Source organism: Methylomonas sp. LL1, from assembly GCF_015711015.1.
Lineage (GTDB): Bacteria > Pseudomonadota > Gammaproteobacteria > Methylococcales > Methylomonadaceae > Methylomonas.
Genome location: NZ_CP064653.1, coordinates 2,212,944 through 2,232,047, shown reverse-complemented (window position 1 = coordinate 2,232,047; position 19,104 = coordinate 2,212,944). Strand labels below are relative to the sequence as shown.

Annotated in this window: 17 protein-coding genes; 11 read left to right on the top strand and 6 right to left on the bottom strand. The window is 54.5% G+C overall.

Translation table 11 applies throughout. From position 1 onward, the window contains the following. Nucleotides 1-7 precede the first annotated feature (7 nt). The 5 genes from IVG45_RS10390 (at nt 8) to IVG45_RS10370 (ending at nt 7,823) form a co-directional block, all read left to right on the top strand. Nucleotides 8-799, top strand: a complete 792-nt coding sequence (locus IVG45_RS10390; RefSeq protein WP_196437732.1) for a polysaccharide deacetylase family protein — start codon at nt 8-10, stop codon at nt 797-799. Nucleotides 800-857: 58 nt separating this feature from the next. Next, nucleotides 858-2,120: a putative glycoside hydrolase gene (locus IVG45_RS10385; RefSeq protein WP_196437731.1), complete on the top strand. Its 1,263-nt coding sequence runs from the start codon at nt 858-860 to the stop codon at nt 2,118-2,120. 42 nt (nt 2,121-2,162) lie between these two features. After that, nucleotides 2,163-4,586: an exo-beta-N-acetylmuramidase NamZ domain-containing protein gene (locus tag IVG45_RS10380; protein WP_196437730.1), complete on the top strand. Its 2,424-nt coding sequence runs from the start codon at nt 2,163-2,165 to the stop codon at nt 4,584-4,586. Between the two features lie 164 nt (nt 4,587-4,750). Next, a complete protein-coding gene (locus IVG45_RS10375) occupies nt 4,751-6,349 on the top strand; it encodes a DUF3592 domain-containing protein (RefSeq protein WP_196437729.1) in 1,599 nt (532 codons plus the stop codon). Nucleotides 6,350-6,785: 436 nt separating this feature from the next. Further along, the gene (locus IVG45_RS10370; RefSeq protein ID WP_196434802.1) at nt 6,786-7,823 is read left to right on the top strand and encodes an IS110 family transposase; all 1,038 of its coding nucleotides are present in this window, start codon (nt 6,786-6,788) and stop codon (nt 7,821-7,823) included. Nucleotides 7,824-7,922: 99 nt separating this feature from the next. On the opposite strand, the gene IVG45_RS10365 is transcribed toward IVG45_RS10370, so the two are convergent. Then, on the bottom strand, nt 7,923-8,180 hold the full coding sequence (locus tag IVG45_RS10365; protein WP_196437728.1) for a DUF2934 domain-containing protein: 258 nt from the start codon (nt 8,178-8,180) through the stop codon (nt 7,923-7,925). 169 nt (nt 8,181-8,349) lie between these two features. Between IVG45_RS10365 and IVG45_RS22995 the strand changes: the two genes are divergently transcribed. Continuing rightward, entirely contained in the window at nt 8,350-8,457 is a 108-nt protein-coding gene (locus IVG45_RS22995) for a DUF6924 domain-containing protein (RefSeq protein ID WP_442923357.1), read from the top strand. A 177-nt stretch (nt 8,458-8,634) separates the two neighbouring features. On the opposite strand, the gene IVG45_RS10360 is transcribed toward IVG45_RS22995, so the two are convergent. The 5 genes from IVG45_RS10360 to IVG45_RS10340 form a co-directional block, all read right to left on the bottom strand. Then, nucleotides 8,635-10,242 carry an HD domain-containing phosphohydrolase gene (locus tag IVG45_RS10360; protein ID WP_196437727.1) on the bottom strand — a complete coding sequence of 536 codons (1,608 nt, stop codon included), beginning with the start codon at nt 10,240-10,242 and terminating at the stop codon, nt 8,635-8,637. Beyond that, the gene (locus IVG45_RS10355; protein WP_196437726.1) at nt 10,239-11,459 is read right to left on the bottom strand and encodes a SpoIIE family protein phosphatase; all 1,221 of its coding nucleotides are present in this window, start codon (nt 11,457-11,459) and stop codon (nt 10,239-10,241) included. The genes IVG45_RS10360 and IVG45_RS10355 overlap by 4 nt, the downstream gene beginning before the upstream one ends. 10 nt (nt 11,460-11,469) lie before the next feature. After that, nucleotides 11,470-12,693, bottom strand: a complete 1,224-nt coding sequence (locus tag IVG45_RS10350; protein ID WP_196437725.1) for a response regulator — start codon at nt 12,691-12,693, stop codon at nt 11,470-11,472. A gap of 14 nt (nt 12,694-12,707) precedes the next feature. Then, nucleotides 12,708-14,138: a two-component system sensor histidine kinase NtrB gene (locus IVG45_RS10345; RefSeq protein WP_196437724.1), complete on the bottom strand. Its 1,431-nt coding sequence runs from the start codon at nt 14,136-14,138 to the stop codon at nt 12,708-12,710. 66 nt (nt 14,139-14,204) lie between these two features. After that, the gene (locus IVG45_RS10340) at nt 14,205-14,750 is read right to left on the bottom strand and encodes an outer membrane protein assembly factor BamE (protein ID WP_196437723.1); all 546 of its coding nucleotides are present in this window, start codon (nt 14,748-14,750) and stop codon (nt 14,205-14,207) included. A gap of 114 nt (nt 14,751-14,864) precedes the next feature. Between IVG45_RS10340 and fur the strand changes: the two genes are divergently transcribed. The 5 genes from fur (at nt 14,865) to IVG45_RS10315 (ending at nt 19,018) form a co-directional block, all read left to right on the top strand. Then, entirely contained in the window at nt 14,865-15,281 is a 417-nt protein-coding gene (fur, locus tag IVG45_RS10335) for a ferric iron uptake transcriptional regulator (protein WP_196437722.1), read from the top strand. Between the two features lie 11 nt (nt 15,282-15,292). Further along, entirely contained in the window at nt 15,293-16,540 is a 1,248-nt protein-coding gene (locus IVG45_RS10330; RefSeq protein WP_196437721.1) for a lipoprotein-releasing ABC transporter permease subunit, read from the top strand. After that, complete coding sequence (gene lolD / locus IVG45_RS10325; RefSeq protein WP_196437720.1) at nt 16,533-17,210, top strand: lipoprotein-releasing ABC transporter ATP-binding protein LolD; 678 nt, start codon at nt 16,533-16,535, stop codon at nt 17,208-17,210. The genes IVG45_RS10330 and lolD overlap by 8 nt, the downstream gene beginning before the upstream one ends. A gap of 159 nt (nt 17,211-17,369) precedes the next feature. Further along, entirely contained in the window at nt 17,370-18,143 is a 774-nt protein-coding gene (locus IVG45_RS10320) for a transglutaminase family protein (RefSeq protein WP_230874831.1), read from the top strand. A gap of 5 nt (nt 18,144-18,148) precedes the next feature. Next, entirely contained in the window at nt 18,149-19,018 is an 870-nt protein-coding gene (locus IVG45_RS10315) for a transglutaminase family protein (RefSeq protein WP_196437718.1), read from the top strand. Nucleotides 19,019-19,104: the final 86 nt, after the last annotated feature.

The following is a 19,104-nucleotide window of genomic DNA, read 5'->3' as shown; positions in this document are numbered from 1 at the left end:
TTTTCAGATGTCAGCCACGATCCCTATCATCATCGGTGTTGTGCTTTTTCTGGCGTGTCTGCCTGGGCCGATTGCCCAGGCAGATAACTGGGCCGGCGTTCCGGTGTTGAATTACCACCGGTTCGGCCCGAAGGTGGCCGACAGTATGACGGTAACCACGCCGGTATTCGAGGCGCAGTTGAAGTGGCTCGCGGACAACGGTTACAGCGTGATACCCTTGAAGAGCCTGGTGCACTACCTGCGCGGCGACGGCCCGCCTCCGCCCGCTAAAGCCGTGGTGATCACGGCCGACGACGGCCACAAATCGGTCTTTAGCGAGATGCTGCCCATCGTGCGGCGATACAAGATACCGGTCACGCTGTTCATTTATCCTTCGGCCATCTCCAATGCTTCCTACGCGCTGACCTGGGATCAATTGAAAACCATGCGGCAAACCGGCCTGTTCGATATTCAGTCGCACACCCTGTGGAGCCCCAATTTCAATAAAGACCGGAAGAGACTCTCCAGCGATGCCTATCATGCATTTGTGCAAGAACAGTTGGAAAAATCCAAGGCTGTATTGGAGAACAAACTGGGCGGAACGGTGGATCTATTGGCCTGGCCTTTCGGTATTTATGATGGCGATCTGGAAAAGGCGGCCGAAAAAGCCGGCTATATCGCCGCTTTCAGCATCGACCGCCGCCATGCCGATGTCGACGAAAACATCATGTCCCAGCCCCGCTATTTGATGGTGAACGCCGATGGCACCCAGGGCTTTTCCGCAATCATCAGCGGCCGGGCCACATCGCGGAAACGCTAAAAGCCAAGGTCCAGTCCCCGGACATGGACGTATTATTGCAACCAACGGAGTACGAGTCATGAAGAATCAAGGACGGTGTTTAGCTCTCCTGATCGGGTTTTTGTTTTGGGCCACGGCTACGCTAGCCCATGAAGGCAGGGTAACCGACGCGGCGACCGGCTTGCCGATAGAGGCAGCGCTGGTCAGCATGGGCGATCAGGCGGTGCGCACCGACAAAGACGGCATGTTTCGGTTGGAGGGGAGCGGAGAAACGCTGAAACTCAAGGCCGCCGGCTATGCGCGGCGTGAAATTGCCGGCACGGAGTTGGGCAGCCCCGGCGCGGACATCGGCCTGACGCCGTTCACGGTCAAGGGACTTTATCTTACCGTCTATGGCATCGCCAGTACCAAACTGAGGGAGGCTGCCCTGAAAACCATCGAAACCAATCATCTCAACGCTCTGGTCATCGACGTCAAGGGCGATAGGGGCTTTATCCCCTTCCAGGTCGACTTGCCGCTGGCCGAACAGATCGGAGCGCAAGATACTATTTTGGTGAAGGACATGAAGTCGCTGTTGACTAGTCTCAAGGAAAAGAAGTTATACCTGATCGCTCGCATCGTGGTGTTCAAGGACGACCGACTGGCCAAGGCCAGACCGGACTTGGCGGTTAGAACCAAGTCCGGCGGTATCTACACCGACCGGGAACATCTGCGCTGGGTGGATCCCTTTAGCAGGGAGGTTTGGGACTATAACATCGGCATCGCCAAGACCGTTGCCGAACTGGGCTTCGATGAAGTCCAATTCGACTATGTCCGTTTTCCCGATACGCGGGGCGGGGCGTTTTCCAAACCCGCCACCGAAGACAACCGCACCGAAGCCATCACCGGCTTCCTGCAAGCCGCCCACCAGGCCCTGATTCCCTATAACGTCTTGGTGGCGGCGGACATCTTCGGCTATGTCGTGTGGAACAGCAACGATACCGACATCGGCCAGAAGATCGTTCCGATCAGCCAGGCGGTGGATGTGATTTCCCCGATGCTATATCCCTCCGGCTATCATTTGGGGATTCCCAAGTACCGCAACCCGGTCAAAAATCCGTACCAAATCGTCTACCAATCCCTGAAGCAGGCCCAGGAGCGCACCGGCGTTTCGCCCTTGCGTTTCCGGCCTTGGCTGCAAGCTTTCCGCGATTATGCTTTTCGCGGCGGAGACTTTAAAGAGGAGAGAATGCGGATTCAGATCAAGGCCGCGGAGGATTTTGGCGCCAGCGGCTGGATGTTTTGGAACCCGCGTAATGTTTATCCCGAGGCGGTTTTTTCAGACATCGGCCGCGAGCAATGAAACGCGGGAAGCGCTTCCACTGCCGCTAACGAGCCTTACCGAATGCGAAGTCGGGTTTTGATGATGTTGATTCCTAGCCATTATTCCGGATTGATCCTTGTTCTGCTTATCGCGGTTATCGGTGCCTTTTGGTTCACCGGTTGCGCCAGTGTGCCGCCTAGGGTTGATGCCAGCCCCCCGCTCGTTCCTGAGCTGGCAAAACCGGCCGTATCCGAACCGCTGCCGGGTGAAACAGATAGCCCGCGTTTTGCCCGCCTCACCGAGGCCGTCCAACAGGAAATAGCTGCAGGACACCTGGCCGGAGCGGTTATTCTGGTCGGGCAGGGCAACGAAATTGTCTACCGCAAGGCTTTCGGTCATAAAGTTTTGCCGCCGCCCCATGCCGAGGCGATGACGCTGGACACGATCTTTGATCTGGCTTCTCTGACCAAAGTTGTGGCAACCACCACGGCCATCCTGCAATTGGCCGAACGCGGCTCTTTGGCGTTGGATAATCCCGTAGCAAGCTACTGGCCGGAATTCGGCCGAAACGGCAAGGAGCGCATCAGCCTTCGACAACTGCTGACCCATAATTCCGGTTTACGGGCCGAAGTCAATAACAAGATAAGCTGGTCCGGTTACCAGGGAGCCTTGGAGGCCATCGTGGCCGACCGGCCGCTCGATAGGCCCGGAACCGGTTTCCGTTACAGCGATGCCAACTTTGTCGCACTGGGCGAGATTGTTCTCCGTGTGTCGGGGTTGCCGTTGGACGACTATTGTGCCCGGAATATTTTCGCGCCGCTGGGGTTGAAGGATACGATGTTCAAGCCGCAGCCTCATTTGCGTAGCCGAGTGGCGCCATCCGGACAACGCCGGGCAGAAGTCCAAGATCCCACGGCTTACCGGATGGGAGGCGTGGCGGGACACGCGGGCCTGTTTTCCACGGCCGACGACCTGGCCGTTTTTGCCCGGATGCTGCTCGGCGGCGGAATGGCGCGAGGCCAATCGGTTCTGGCCAGTCACTCGGTAGCCGCCTTGTCTTCGGCTTATCGCATCCCAGGTAGCTCGATCCTGCGCGGCTTGGGCTGGGACATCCGTTCGCCGTACAGCACGGAGCATAACGATGCTTTTCCGATCGGATCGTTCGGGCACACCGGTTATACCGGTACCTCGATCTGGCTGGCTCCCCAGTCCGGTACTTTCCTGATTATCTTGACCAGCCGCCTTTATCCCGACGCAAAGGGTACGGTCAAGCCGTTGCGGGCCAAAGCCGCGGCAGCGGTTGCGGCTGCATTGTCCATCGGGCCGGCCGCGGAAATCCCTAGCCAAAAATCCAGTAGCGGTGGGGCGGCCAATATGGCGCGGGTACAAACCGGACTCGATGTGCTGGCGGCAAGCGGATTTGCCCCGCTGGCCGGCAAGAATATCGGCATCATCACCAATCACACCGGACTCGACGCCGCCGGCCGCACCACGATCGAGTTGCTGCGGCTGGCTCCCGGCATCAAGCTGCGGGCTATTTTCAGTCCCGAGCATGGATTGAGTGGGGAGCAGGACCGGAAGATCGCTTCCGGGCGGGATTCAGCCAGCGGCTTGCCGGTGTATAGCCTTTACGGCGACAGCAAAAGGCCCACGGTCAAAATGCTGGAAGGCTTGGATGCGCTGGTTTACGACATCCAAGACGTGGGCACGCGGTTTTACACCTACATCACCACAATGGCTTACGCAATGGAGGCGGCGGCGGCAGCCGGTCTCGACTTCTACGTGCTGGATCGGCCCAATCCCATCAATGCCTCCATGATTCAGGGGCCGGTGATGGATCGTTCTTTGAAATCCTTCACCGGTTACTTCCCCTTGCCGGTGCGTTACGGCATGACGGTGGGGGAACTGGCCGGGTTGTTCAATAGCGAAAACCGTATCGGCGCCAAGCTGCATGTTGTCCCGATGCAAGGCTATCGGCGGGATACCTGGTTCGACCAAACCGGATTGCCGTGGGTTAACCCTTCGCCCAATATCCGCTCGCTAACCCAGGCGCTCCTTTATCCGGGAGTAGCATTGGTCGAATCCGCCAACCTGAGTGTCGGTCGAGGCACCGACACGCCGTTCGAAATCGTCGGCGCTCCCTGGATTTCTGGCGATAGACTTACCGAATATTTGAACCGGCGGAAAATACCCGGCTTGGCTTTCGAAGCGGCGAGCTTCGAACCCAGCGTGGACCGATTCCGATTGCAACGCTGCCAAGGTGTGCGTCTACGGTTGATCGATAGGGAACTATTTGACGGGCCGCTGCTGGGCCTGGAACTAGCGTCAGCCCTGCAACGGCTGTATTCGGGAACATTCGAGATTGACCGGACGCTGTCGATGTTCGGTGCGCGGGAGGTTTTGGATGCGATCAAGCAGGGCAAGGAGCCGCAAGGTATTCGCCAAACCTGGCAGTCAGGGCTGGACCAGTTTCGGATATTGCGCGCCAAATATCTGCTGTATTAGGCCAGGCCCAAGGTAAAGTCCATGGTTAATCTCAATCCAGACCCGATTGGGTTATGGCGGAATGATCGGTGTGGTTGGCGCTATAGTGAACTGACATAATCAAGACACCCAAAAGAATCCGCCGACCATCGGCGCTGGTTTCTAACCTGCTTGGATAGTGAAACATGATGATCGAATGTCGCGGCTTGAAAACCATACAACGCATCAAGCTTGTTCTGTCATTTGTTCTGTTGGCGCTGGGTTTGCTGAACCTGTATCTGACGCTGATGGGGACAGTCCTCAATGTTGAAAAACTGACGCAGTGGCCGCGCCAACCGGCGGAGATTTTTAGTCTCGCCGGCGAAACGGAGGTCGAAATTGAGGTGGCAATTGAATTTGCCGATGCCTTACCCACAAAAAAAATTCCCGAAAATTGCTATGCCCACCAACCCGGCAATACTTGCCTGTTGCTGCCAAGCAATCCCTACGCCTGGTTGTCGGTGTTTGACCAGGTCGAGCTTTTGCAAAACCCGAACCGGCCCGAGCAATTGGAAATACTCAGTTTGACCGGGCTTTGGTTTCCCGTCTGCGGCTATTTTTTGTTTGTCTTGTTGCTGGCGGCGGCTTGGAGATGGTTGGCCCGTTCGGGTTGGGGCGAGGATAGGACTTGGCTGAATGGCGCTTGGATTGCGACCGAATCCGCGCCGCTACGCATTGGCTTTACCGGCATGGATGCCGAACCGATCACGGAAACTTCCGGCAGCCGCAAAGCCGTGATTTTTTGGAGTGTTTTGTTTTTGTTCATTGCGCTGTTGGCGGTGCCGGCAGCCATCGTCCAGATGTCGAGCGATCCGTTGCTATCCATGGTCATGATAATCGGCGGATTGGGCATGTTGCTGCTGGCGCTTTTTACCGCCGTCAGCACGTTCAGCCGTATCCTCTGCCAGGATCAAACCGGTTTGGTGGACAGCAGTTTTTTCGGTATCAAGCGAGTGCCATGGTCCGGGGTTGCCGATGTCAATTTGGTCAACCTGAATCGGGAGGCGCAACAGCGTTACGACCGCTCTCATTCGGCCAAGGACAGTCGCCCGCAAACCCTGAATGTTTACAAGGTCACCGATAAACAAGGGCGTGAAATTCTGAGCCTCAGCGAAACCATGCTGCCGCGGCCTGCCTTTAACGCCTTGCTGGCGCGCTTGCAGGGGCGAACCGATCGAGAAAACCGGTCAAATGACGACCCAATGCCGGCGGCAACTGAATCGCCGGCTATCTCCGCCGGTTTCCAAACGCCTGGCGATAGCCGGGATGATTTTGAGTCCGAATGGAACCGAATGACGGGTTCGATGCGCGAACCTCGCAAGAGCCTGCTCGACCCGTATCATCGGGGCGCATTGATGGGTCTGGTGCTGATGCTGGCGCCGTTTGTGCTTGGCACGGCTTATCTGTGTTATCAAAGCCTTTGGTTCAGCTACGGCGCCGAGCGCGTACTAGGCCAAGTCGTTGAAGTCAAACGCGATGTTTTGCCCTCTCTGGTCGTCGAATACCGGCCCGCGTCAGGTGAAGTATTGCAAATAGAAAGCGATGGCACCGAAGCTTACGGCGGATTCAAAATTGGCGATAGCTTGACCGTCTATTATGAAGCCGGTAATCCCGAAAACGCCAGAATAGGCCTGTTTTTGGAGATATGGTTAGGCACCTTGATTATGGGCGGTTTCACCGTGATCGTTCTATTGGCGGCGGTGCTCATTGGCCGAGGCTTGACCGCGCCGATGCCCAAGTTATAGCTGTTTGGGCTAGTTTGGACGTTAATATTACGTTACGTTCACGGCGGACATCATTGGTATGGAAGAGTCATGCGGGGAATAGCGATGGGTTTGCATCATCATCCGGAGCTAATGATTTGGTTGCAAATAATTTGTCTGAATTGATTGGGGCGATTTTAATCGCCCAAGGCGAATGAATTCGCCCCTTGTATGATGAATTTTAACAACCGATAGCCTAGAAGAACCGATTAAGCTGTCATCGTTCATTGGGAGGCCGTTCGCCCCTGAGGACTGGTAAATACCAGAGCCTGTGCTGTAGATTGGCCCCCGCCCTATTCACCCATACCGTGGAGTATCCGAGGCTTAGAGCCTGCATACACAAGGAAGGTAGGTGCATGCGCAGGGTCGGGAACCGGTGAATAGTGTACTTAACCTTTAACTGAATTAAAAAACGATTATGACGAACCTCCCAATCAATGCCATCGCTGAATCTATCCACCGCCTGTTTGCCGGCGTGGATGTCGGAGCCGATGAATTGGTGCTGGTGATCCGCAAGAACGGCAAGTCGTTCGATCCACAAAAATATGCCAATACCCGCTCTGACCGTGCCCGCTTGGTCAACAAGCTGATCAAGCTGCCGGGCATCAAAGTCTGCCTGGAAGCCACCGGCATTTACCATTTCGACCTGGCAATTGCGTTGCATGACGCCGGTATTCCCGTGATGGTCGTCAATCCCAAGGCCTCGCATAACTTCGCCAAGGTGTTGATGAGAAACAGCAAAACCGATGCCGTTGATGCCAATACCCTGGCCGAATACGTCGAGCGCATGGACTTTGTCGCCTGGACCCGGCCATCGAATCAGACCCTGGCTTTGCGCGGGTTTGCCCGCCGCATTGATGCGCTGACCGGTCAGAAAGCTGCCGCGAAAAACCATCTGCATGCACTGAGTGCGACTCAGGAAACTCCAAAGGCGTTGCTGCGCGATGCCAAGCTGGCGATCAGTCAATTGGAAAAACGCATCGATACCTTGGCCGCCGAAGCGATGACCTTGATCAACCAGCACCCGGAACTCAAGCGTGTTTTTGAGTTGCTGACCGGCATCAAAGGCATTGCCCAAACCAGCGCCATTGCTTTGATGGGCGAACTGCTGTTATTGCCACCCAACCTGTCGCATCGCGAATGGGTCAAGTTTGCCGGGCTCGATCCCAAAGCCTTTGAATCCGGCAAAAGCGTACATAAGAAAATGCGGCTGTCCAAGGCGGGTAACCGGCATATTCGCTCGGCATTGTATATGCCGGCCTTGAGCGCCAAACAGCATGATCCCCATGTCAGCGCTTATTTCCAGCACTTGGTCGACAACGGCAAGAAACCTTTACAGGCCGTCTGCGCAGTGATGCGTAAATTACTGCATGCGATCCATGGCATGCTAAAGCACGACCAGCCGTTCGATAACACACGGTTTTATGTCATTCCGACACCCATCATCGCTGAGTGAAAAAGTGATGGAATTTTGTTGACTTGGAACAGAGTATCTACGAGACATTCGAATATCTGGAACTTATTTTTGATGCAATCCAAACGCCGATTACACCCTTTAGCTCTGCTTATTATTCCGCTTCATAAACTCCGCTTCCGCCGCAAGCCAGTCATCGAGTTCCAAGCCGGACTCAAATCCCCGGTGCTCGGCTTTATAGTAGGCGCATTCGGAAATCCAACAGTGGCGTTCGGAAACGTTTTTCGTCTGCATTTCTTGTTCAAATTCTTTCAGCTTTTGTTTTTCGATCTTGTCGTGAAAGGATACGGGAGTGAATATCTCTTCATCGAAATCAAATTCAAAATTAAATTCAGCCATTTGTATATCCTCACTTGAATACGGCCCTTGATAAAAAACGACGGTGTGGCGTTACGCCGGGGTTGGCTACTTTGTGTTCCTAGTCTGCGTTGTCAATGGTAACAAAGACTACAGTGGTCATTTTCACGGATATTGGTGTCTTACGCCATTATGCACCGGTCCGCTACCGATGTGGGCCATCGAAAACAATCTCTCGCTTATGAATATGATCTTCGAGGAGTTTGCTATTGCGCTGGACGACGGCATTATTCGGGGCTTTCCTGATCAGCCGGAATGATTCGGCGGCGCCAACTCCTACGCTGAATCGGGACTGCGCAAAAGCGCGGGGCCCATAAAGCTCATGAGAACTTACAAATCAAAAACAACGCGATAAGGTGTAATTCATAGCCGGCAAATGCCCGCAATTATGGCCCTTGCTCTTCTGGCCTTTTGATCAGCCGAGTGTTACTCGCCCTTACACCAAATCGGCAAACTGTTCGGCGATCTGGTGAAATTCGGCTTCGATACTTAAAAAGCCGGCGACGATGGCGGGGTCGAAATGCACGCCGCTGCCTTCGACAATCATGGCTTTGGCCTGTTCGCGTGGGAAGGGCGGTTTGTAGATGCGGCGGCAGGTGAGGGCGTCGTAAACATCCACCAACGCCAGAATCCGGGCTGCCAGCGGAATTGCCTCGCCCTGCAATCCTAACGGGTAGCCGCTGCCGTCCCATTTTTCGTGATGGCCGTAGGCTACCTGCATGCCGCATTTGATGAAACTTTGCGAGGGATATTGGTCGTAAACCGTGCGCAGAGTGTCGCCGCCGATCCGGGCGTGGTTTTTCATGATTTCGAATTCGTCGGCGTTCAATCGGCCCGGTTTTTTCAAAATGGCATCGGGAATACCGACCTTGCCGATGTCGTGTAACGGCGAGGAGCGTACCAAGTCTGCGCTGAATTCCGGTGTGATCAACCCTCGATAACGTTCGGTTTCGGCCAATGCCCGACAGATCAAGCCGCAGTATTTTTTCAATCTGAGCAAATGCGCGCCGGTCTCGGGATCGCGGTATTCGGATAATTTTGCCAGCGCGCTGATAATGGCGTCCTGCGCTTCTTCGAAGGCTTCCCGGTGCCAATGGCTTTGCAGGGCGGTGGCGGTGACGTCGACGATGGCGTTTAATGCATCCAAAATATGGGATTCAAGTTTGACCGCATCACCGGCAAGATTGAGTAGCCCGATCAAGCTGTGTTTGCTCCGTAAAGGTAGCGATAGCATCGGTTGGCCTGGGAACAGCGAGGCATCGAAAGCGCCGAGCGCGGTTTCGGCCGCCGGATCGTGCAGCCAGATTTGTTTGCCGGTGATGATAGTGGCGATTATGCCGTCCGGGCAGTGTTTGGCGTCGAAGCCAGGTTGGTCTTGCTCCGGCGGATAGTGGCGGCTAAATTGCCCGTCCTGTTGCGGACTGAGCCATAAAGCAACGTCCGGCACATCGGTCAGTTCCCGGACCGCATCGATCAAGCCAGCGATGACCGCTTGCGAGTTGGTCATTTGCGCCATGCCGGCCACATGCCGATATTGCAAGGCCAGTGCCTTGGTTTTTTGTGCTACCAGCAGTTCCAATTGGTTGTTCAGTAGGTTGAGCTCTTGATTGGCTTGCTGCAATTGCGCTTGCAGCAATTGCTCGGACATTCGCAGCCGATATTGTTCCAAACCATCGAGCAGGGTTTCCCGTAATATTTCCTGGGGGCAGGGTTTGTTCAAAAATCGGGCGATGTGAGCCTTGTGCAGGGCGTTGACGGCCAGGTCCAGTTCGGCCCGTCCGGTCAACATCATCAATACGGTATGCGGATGCTGCTGGTGGACCGTATTCAGAAAAGCAATGCCGTCCATGCCCGGCATGTTGAAGTCGGAGACTACCACCGCAAAAGGCCCTTGCTCGGCTAATAACGCCAGCGCCGTCTCGCCGCCGTCGGCAACCGAGACCTCGAATTGGCGTCGCAGTTGGCGCTTGATTCCTTCCAACAACAAGGTTTCATCGTCAACGAACAGGATTTTTTGGCTGATACCGCTAGACGATTTGGTCATGCGCGCTCCAAGGTTTTGCAAATGTCGGGCAGTTTGAGTTCAAGTAGGGAAATGTCATCCGTTTGCGCATTTTGTTGCCGGTGACGATCGAGGGCCGTCATCACAAAATCAATCCGCCGGCAATCGGTCGGTGTGTCGAGTAGCGCCTGTTTTAGACGGTCATCGCCAAACAGTGTTTGATCGACGCCGAGTTGTTCGATAACGCCATCGCTGTAAAAAAACAGGGATTGGGCGTCGGTAATGGCGTGACGGCTGGCGGTGCCGGAATAATCCTGTCCGGCCAGTACGCCCAGCGCCAGGTTGTTGGAATGCAGGGTTTTGACGATACCGCCTTGGGCGTCCAAAAAATAGCCATCCGGCATGCCGCCTTGCCAGATATGCAGGCACTGTTGGATTAAATCCAGTTTGATCAGGAAGGCGGCGCAGAACAAGCCGGTTGGTAATTTTCCGCACATTTTGTCATTGATGGCTTGCGCCAGATGCTCGATGGAGGGTTGTTCCCCGCACAGCAGGTCGAAACTCTCGGCCACCAGCAATACCGCCAGCGCCGATTCCAATCCGTGGCCGGTTAAATCACCCATGATCAGATAAAACGCTCGCCTGTCCGGGCTGATATGAGTCAATAAAAAATCGCCGCCGACGGCGTCCTTGGCATGAACCCGGTAATCCAGCCCGGTCATTCTACTGTTTTCACAGGAGGCCACGTTGCAGTACACCGCCTTGGCCATTTCCAGCTCATATTCCAGCAGGTATTTCTTTTTCGATAATCTGGCGTTTTGGTCGGCCAATTCCTGGTTTTTTTGTGCCAGTTCCAGGCTCAGGCGCCGCTTGTCGAGTAATAGATGATGTTGGTCGAGCGCATCGAGCACTACTTTATGCAACACATCGCTTGGGCAGGGTTTGGGCAGGTAGCGGAAAATATGGGTTTCATTGATGGCTCTGATCGAAACGCCGAGGTCGATATTGCCGGTCAGCATGATCTGGACGCTGTCGGGCGATAGCGCATGCGCCTGTTTCAGGAACTCAACGCCGTCGATATCCGGCATGTTGTAATCGGAGATGATGATGGCAATATCGCTATGTTCGCGTAGCAAATCCAGCCCGGCCAGCGCGGAACCGGCGGTCAACAGCTGATGTTTGCGGCCCAGCGTGCGCTGAAACATGTGCAGGATATTGGCTTCATCATCCACGCAGAGAATCTTGTCCGTGGCAGTCATGCGGATAGCCTTATGGGGTGGCGAATTGGTTGATGATCTTGTCGGCTAAGGTCTCCCAGTCCGGTAGGCGCTCGATTTTGCCGATGCGTTGCAGATAGTCGGTATCCAGCTTCATATCGAACAGGCGGTCGTAGCCCTCGGTCACCGGAGGTTTCAGTAAGCAGGCGGCGACATGTACCGCTGTCAGTGCGTTGACGCCGTCGTAAGCGGTATCGTTCGGAGTGTTTTGTAGCAGTATGGCTTCGATGATGCGCGGTGGAATTTTCCACAGGCTCAGCAAATAAGCGGCGGCTTCCGAGCGGGTAAAGCCGAAGATGGCCATTTCCAGTTGTTCAAGCGCGGTGTCGGTGTTCTTTACTTGTTCCATAAGGGTTTTAAGCTGATCGCCGCCGCGCGATAGAAAAATCAACAGCCCCATGTTGTGCAGTAGACCGCCCAGATAGGCTTGATCGGGACGGTCTTCCAGCTGATTTTCGGACAATGCGATAAGGCGGGCGAGTTCGGCGGTGCGGCCGGCATCCTGCCAGATATATTGCATATAGCGTTCCGTTTCCGGCGAATTGACCGGAAACGCCGCTTTGACATGCACCGACAGCACCAGATTATTTAGTTTTTTGATACCGATTAAATTGATGGCTTCGGTCAAGTTGGAAACCACCCGTTTCAACCCGAAATACGGTGAATTGACCAGTTGCAGCAATTTAGCCGACAGCACCATGTCGCGGGCGAATATGTTGGCCAAGTCGCCGCAAGTCGTGTTTTCGTCAGCCATCGCAGCGTTCAGTTCTCGATAGATTTTCGGCAAACTAGGTAATTTGTTAGGGTCGCCGATACCGTCTATGATGCGCGGGTTGCTGACGCAGGCCTGAATTTTGAATATCTGGGAGATGACTTCGCGCAACGTTTCCGCGCCGCAGGGTTTGCTTATATGTTGGTGAGCGACTTCCAGGCCGCTTTTCAGGGTTTCTTCGTCGGCATAGCCGCTGAGTATCATACGGACGGTGCCTGGGTAGAGCTCGCTGACTTTTTTTAACAGTTCATCGCCGCGCATCTCCGGCATCAGCATATCACTGACGATCAAATCGATCGGTTGTTGAGCCATCAGTTGCAGGGCCTCGGCGCCGCCATGGGCAAAAAACAGGGTCCATTGTTCGCGATACGGGCGCAATTGGCGTTGGATGCCGTTAATGACTTGTTCGTTGTCGTCGACAAACAGAATGTTTTTCTTGTTCATGGTTTTTACTCGCGTTAGGCAAGCTTGATCGGCAACTGGATGTGGAAGGTGGTGCCGTGGCCGGCTTCCGATTCAAAAAACAATTTGCCCCGATGGGTTTCGACGATGATGCTGTGGGCCAGGCTGAGTCCCTGGCCGGTGCCTTTGCCTACCGGTTTGGTGGTGAAAAACAAGTTGAACACTTTTTCCCGGATCGGTTCCGGGATGCCGGCGCCATTGTCCTGGATCAGGATTTCGACACTGTCGCCGAGATTACGGGTTACGATCCGTATCAGGCCGGTTCCGGCTTGCTTTTCCTCGATGGCGTGCGCGGCATTGATGATCAAGTTCAAAAAAACCTGGTTGAGTTGGCTGGCGTAACATTCAATGCCGCCCACGTCATCGGCGAAGTCGGTCTCCACGTTAGCCAGATATTTATAGCTGTTGCGGCTGATGGTCAGCGCTCCCTTCAGTGCTTCATGCAGGTTGATGATCTGTTTGTTTTGACCTTGGTCGATATGCGAAAAGGTCTTCATGGCCTTGACGATTTCCGCCACCCTGTCGATGCCTTCCAGCGATTGCCGAATCGCATTGGGGCTGTCTTCCAGAATGTAGTCTATATCGTATTGCTGGTCCAACTCCGCAAGCCGGGGTTTTAACGTATCGTCGGCCAATGCATTCAAGGCCTGATGATAGGCTAGGAGGTCGCTAAAGTTTTGCTTCAATGCGGACAAATTATCGCCGATGTATTGAATCGGTGTATTGATTTCATGGGCAACGCCGGCCGCCAGTTGACCGATGGCTTCCAGTTTTTGGGCCTGGACCAGCTGGGTTTGCAGTGCCTTGGTATCGCTGATGTCGTCTATGACGCCGGAAAAAAAGGTCTCGTTGTCTATCCGCATGGGCTTGACTCGCAACAGGGCGGGGAAAAACTGGCCGTTTTTGCGTCGCGCTTCCACCTCCCTGCGTTTGCCGATGATGGTGGCTTGGCCGGTTTGAAGGTAGCGTTGGATATAGCCGTCGTGTTGGGGGGCGATAGTGTCCGGCATCAGGCAGCTGACATTTTTACCTATTATTTCAACTTGGCTGTAACCGAAAATCTTTTCGGCGGCCTTATTGAAACTAGTCACGATGCCGTGCTGATCGATAGTGATGATGGCGCTGGGCGCGGTATCCAGTATGGTGTTTAGTTGGGTGGTCTGGTGTTTCAGACTATCCATTTTCTGATTTAACAGCCCGTTGAATTTTCCGACCAGAAAACCAAACACGCCGAGTACCAGCGGAGCGCTCCAGATAATCAATAAGGCATAATTGTTTCGATGCAGGCTTGAAATGTCATGCCAGCCGAGGCTGAGATTTTGATGCCAAACCAATAATCCTATTGCGCATAGCGGGAATAGCAGGCCAATCAGCGCGGCAACAAGGGTCGGGAAACAATAGGGATTGCGCTGTATCAGATTGATCATGGACTGGGCGGCTGGCGAAGGAACTCAAACGCCCAGTGTAGTCAAAATCCGGAAAAGGGTATACGGCTATTGGGTGTCCGTGTTTGCCGTCGGTTCGGCCGGTTTTGGATCGGCTTCGGAAGGTTGCTCGGCGCTTGGGGTGTCGGGTTTGACCGGACGGGTAGGCGGGGTATCGTCGCTAAACAGGCTGGTGATTTTTTCCCACATGGTGGTGTCAAGATCGCGCTTGGGTATGTCTACCGTGGTTTCCGCCGATTCCTTGATCACCGGCAGGGCGCTGGGGTGAAAATCACCTTGGACGCCGGCCAGATTGTCGCCGTTAAAATAAAGCGACAGGCGTTTTTGCATCCGGTCTCCGCCACCCGGTTGATCGGAATACAAATAATCCCAACGTTGTTCGTGGAACGTGTCGGTCAACATCGGTGAACCCATGATGTACAGCACCTGACGCTTGGTCATGTTGGGGCGTAACTGGTCGACCATGGATTGATCGATCATGTTGCCTTGTTCGATGTCGATGGTATAGACGCCCGGCAGGTTGGTCAGAATGGTTTCGCAAGCGGTCAGCGCCAGCGGGGCGGCAACGGCCAGCAGAAAAACGGTTCTTTTCATGAGTTGAGGTCAATCCTGATGAAAAACGAATCGGCATTATCCCATAATTCCGGCAGCGGCTCGGGGCAAAAAACGCTACAATGGCCCGCTACTTCGATTGACGAGTATAAGCTTATGGAAACACAGGAATTACGCAACGCCGGCTTAAAAGTCACCTTGCCCAGAGTCAAAATTCTGGAGATTCTTGAAAAACAACAGGATGACCGGCATTTATCGGCTGAAAAAGTCTACAAAATTCTACTGGCGGAAGGCGAGGAAATCGGTTTGGCCACGGTTTACCGGGTTTTGACCCAGTTTGAAGCCGCCGGCTTGGTTAACCGCCACCATTTCGAGGGCGGCAACTCCATTTTCGAACTGAATAGCGGAAGCCATCACGATCATGTGGTGTGCATGAAATGTGGCAAGGTCGACGAATTTACCGACGAAGAGATTGAAAAACGCCAACTGGAAATCGCCGACCGGCTGGGCTACACACTGGTCGAGCACAGTCTTTATCTTTACGGCTATTGCGCTAATTGCAAGAGCTCTTAATCTGATTCCGCATGTTTAAACCTCTTATACTTTATATAGGGCTGCGCTATACGCGCGCCAAACGCCGTACTCAATTTATTTCCTTCATTACCCTGACATCGGTCCTTGGCATTGCGCTGGGCGTGACGGCCTTGATTACGGTATTGTCGGTGATGAACGGCTTCGAAGCCGAATTGCGCGAACGCATACTGGGCATGACCGCCCATACCACCATCAGCGGTCGCTCCGGCCAGCTGGATGATTGGCAAAGCCTGGCGGAACGCACCCTCGGCATGCCGCATGTGGAAGGCGCGGCTCCGTTCATTCAAGGCCAGGTGATGGTCAATGCCGATAGGCAGGTCAGCGGCACCTTGGTGCAAGGCATCCTGCCGGACTACGAACCCAAGGTGTCGGAAGTGGCCGGTAAAATGACATACGGCAGTCTCGATAGCCTCAAGTCCGGCGAGTTCGGCATCATTTTGGGCGCGGAACTGGCGAATCATTTGGGTGTGTTCATGGGGGATAAAGTCACCATCATCACGCCGCAGGTCAATTCCACCCCGGCCGGCATCTTGCCACGCCTGAAACGCTTTACCGTGGTCGGTGTATTTAAGGTCGGTATGTACGAATACGACCGCAACATGGCGATGATACACATGGATGACGCCGGCAAATTGTTCCGGATAGAACCGGCGGTCTCGGGCTTGCGCTTGAAGCTGGATGACTTGTTCAACGCGCCGATGATTACCCAGAGCATGGCCGACGCATTAGGCTCCGACTATCGGGTGAGCGACTGGACCCTGGCGCACAGCAATTTCTTCCGCGCCGTCCAAACCGAAAAACGGGCCATGTTCATTATTTTGCTGCTGATTGTGGCGGTGGCCGCATTCAACATCGTCTCGACCTTGGTGATGGTGGTGACCGACAAGCGCGGTGATATCGCCATATTAAAAACCCAGGGCCTGACCAATCTGTCGGTGATGGGTATCTTCATCGTGCTGGGCTGCGTAATCGGCAGCATAGGCACCCTACTCGGTACCTTGGGCGGCGTGGCGCTAGCTCTCAATGTGGAAACCATCGTGCCGGCCATCGAAAAAGCCTTTGGCGTGCAATTCATGGCCGCCGATGTCTATTACATCAGCGAAGTGCCGTCCAAATTGATCTGGCTCGACGTTTACTGGATTGCCGCCATGGCTTTTTTCTTGTCCTTGCTGGCTACCTTGTATCCGGCCTGGCAGGCTTCCCGCATCAATCCGGCGGAGGTGCTGCGTTATGAGTAAGCCCGTGATTTTAGAATGCCGGCAACTGACCAAGCGCTTTGTCCAAGGCGATTTGAATGTCGAGGTGTTGAAGGGCGTCGACCTGTCGGTTCATGCCGGACAACGCGTCGCCATCATGGGCGCCTCCGGTTCCGGCAAGAGCACCTTGCTGCATTTGCTGGGCGGCTTGGAAAAACCGACTTCCGGCGATGTGGTGCTGGATGGTTACGATTTGAACAAGGTCGGCGCCGGCAAACTCAGCCAGTTGCGCAACCAGTCCCTGGGTTTTATCTACCAGTTTCATCACCTGCTGGGCGAGTTCACCATTTTGGAAAACGTGGCGATGCCGTTGCTGATCGGCAGGCAGTCGATCAAACAGGCGCGGGAGCAGGCGACCGATTTGTTGAAAAGGGTAGGCTTGGGTCATCGGATCGAGCATAAACCGGGCGAATTGTCGGGTGGCGAGCGTCAACGCGCGGCGGTGGCCAGAGCCTTGATCAACAAACCCAAATGTGTGTTGGCCGATGAGCCGACCGGCAATCTGGACAGTAAAACCGCCGACCAGATTTATCAATTGATGTTGGAGTTGAATCAGGAATTACAGGTCAGCTTTTTGGTGGTGACGCACGACCCCGATCTGGCGGGGCGCATGGATCATGTGCTGCATATGGAAGATGGTTTGATTGTTTAAAACAACAGGCGACAGGCGAAAACGCCTGATCAGTTGTTACCTTTGTTGTTTATGCCCGCGGTAACGGCAGGCATTGCTTGTCGATAGTCGGCTAAACCGAAGCTGTCCTTAATCGGGCGAGGGGAGATTATTGTGATGTGGCTGCGTACAAGCTGTGAAATGACCTTTGATGTCATTGTTCCCACGCCGTTTATTTTGATGTTGCGCCCCCGAAACGGCGCGAATCAATGGGTGGCAAGGGAGTCGTATACCTTAAAGCCGACCGTGCCGGTGTTTGAATATACCGACGATTATGGCAATCTGTGCCAGCGTTTGATTGCCCAGCCGGGTCAGTTTTTCGTGCGTACCAGCGCCGATATTCATACCAGCGAACAGATCGATGTTTGCCCAGGGGCGCGGTTTGATGAAGTGCAAAATCTGCCGAATTCGGTCTTGACCTATTTGTTGCCGACCCGCTATTGCGAATCGGACCGCTTCATCGAACTTGCCCAGGAGATCGTCGAGGGTGTAAAGCCCGGTTATGATCAGGTGGTGACCGTCAACCAATGGTTGCGGGATAATATCCGTTTCAATCCCGATTCGCCTTATTTTCAAATGTCGGCCGTGGAAGTCAACCAAGCGGGAGAAGGGGTTTGCCGCGAATTGGCGCACTTGGGCATCGCCTTGTGCCGAGCCCTGTGCATCCCCGCCCGCATGGTGGTGGGTTATTTGTACGGTTTGAAACCGATGGACTTTCATGCCTGGTTTGAAGCTTATGTGGGCGGGCGCTGGTACACCTTCGATCCGACTCAGACCGAGCCGCGCGGCGGCAGAGTGATCGTCGCCTATGGCCATGATGCCGCCGATGTCGCTATTTTCACCCAGTTTGGTCCGGCGCTGCATCCCTTGCAGATGTCGGTCAGCGTTGAACGGCTGAACGGTCCGCCGGAGTAAAGCCGATGCAACGCATACGCATACGGCATGTTACCGAATACATCTTTTCCAGGCCCGTCACGCTGAACCAGCATCAATTATTGTTGCGGCCGCGCGAAGGCCATGATGTGCGTATCGAATCCTCCCAATTGGAGATCAGTCCTGAATACATTATCAAATGGTATCGGGATGTCTTCGATAATTCCCTGGCCGTGGTTAACTTTCTGAAACCGGCCGATAGGCTGAATATAGCCAGCACTGTAGTGATTCAGCATTACGAGGATTCGCCGTTGAATTTTTCGGTGGAGGAATATGCGCTGAATTATCCCTTTGTCTACAAGGAAGGGGAGCGCACCGACCTGGCGGCATACCAACAATCGGTATTCATTCACGATCAGCCGGCGATCGTAAGCTGGTTAAACGATATTGGTTTGCGCACGCGCAGCATGGAAACGCTTGAATTGCAATCGATGCTCAATCAGGCGATTCATAGTCAGTTTCGCTATCAAATGCGCGAGGAAGCCGGGGTTCAGTCGCCCGAGCAGACCTTGCGCATCGGTAGCGGTTCCTGCCGGGACTATGCCACCTTGTTTATAGAAGCCTGCCGTTGCCTGGGATTGGCTAGCCGCTTCGTCAGCGGTTATCTGCATGCGCCGGCCACCGAAATCGGCAATGCCTCGACTCATGCCTGGGCGGAAGTCTATCTGCCCGGTAGAGGTTGGCAAGGCTTCGACCCGACCGTGGGCGAATTGACCGGCAACCGGCACATCGCGGTGGCCGTCGCCCGTAACCCCGAAGCCATACCGCCGGTATCGGGCAGTTTCATCGGTCCGGGACCGACCATGCCGACCATGTTGGTCAATGTGCAGGTCAATCTGCTGGATCGACTCTTGTAACGACGGTACTACTGCATTTCGGTCGAGTGAGGACAGTTTCGGCAAGCCGCATGCCGTGCAGGGTCAAGTGTATTCGACGAAATGGC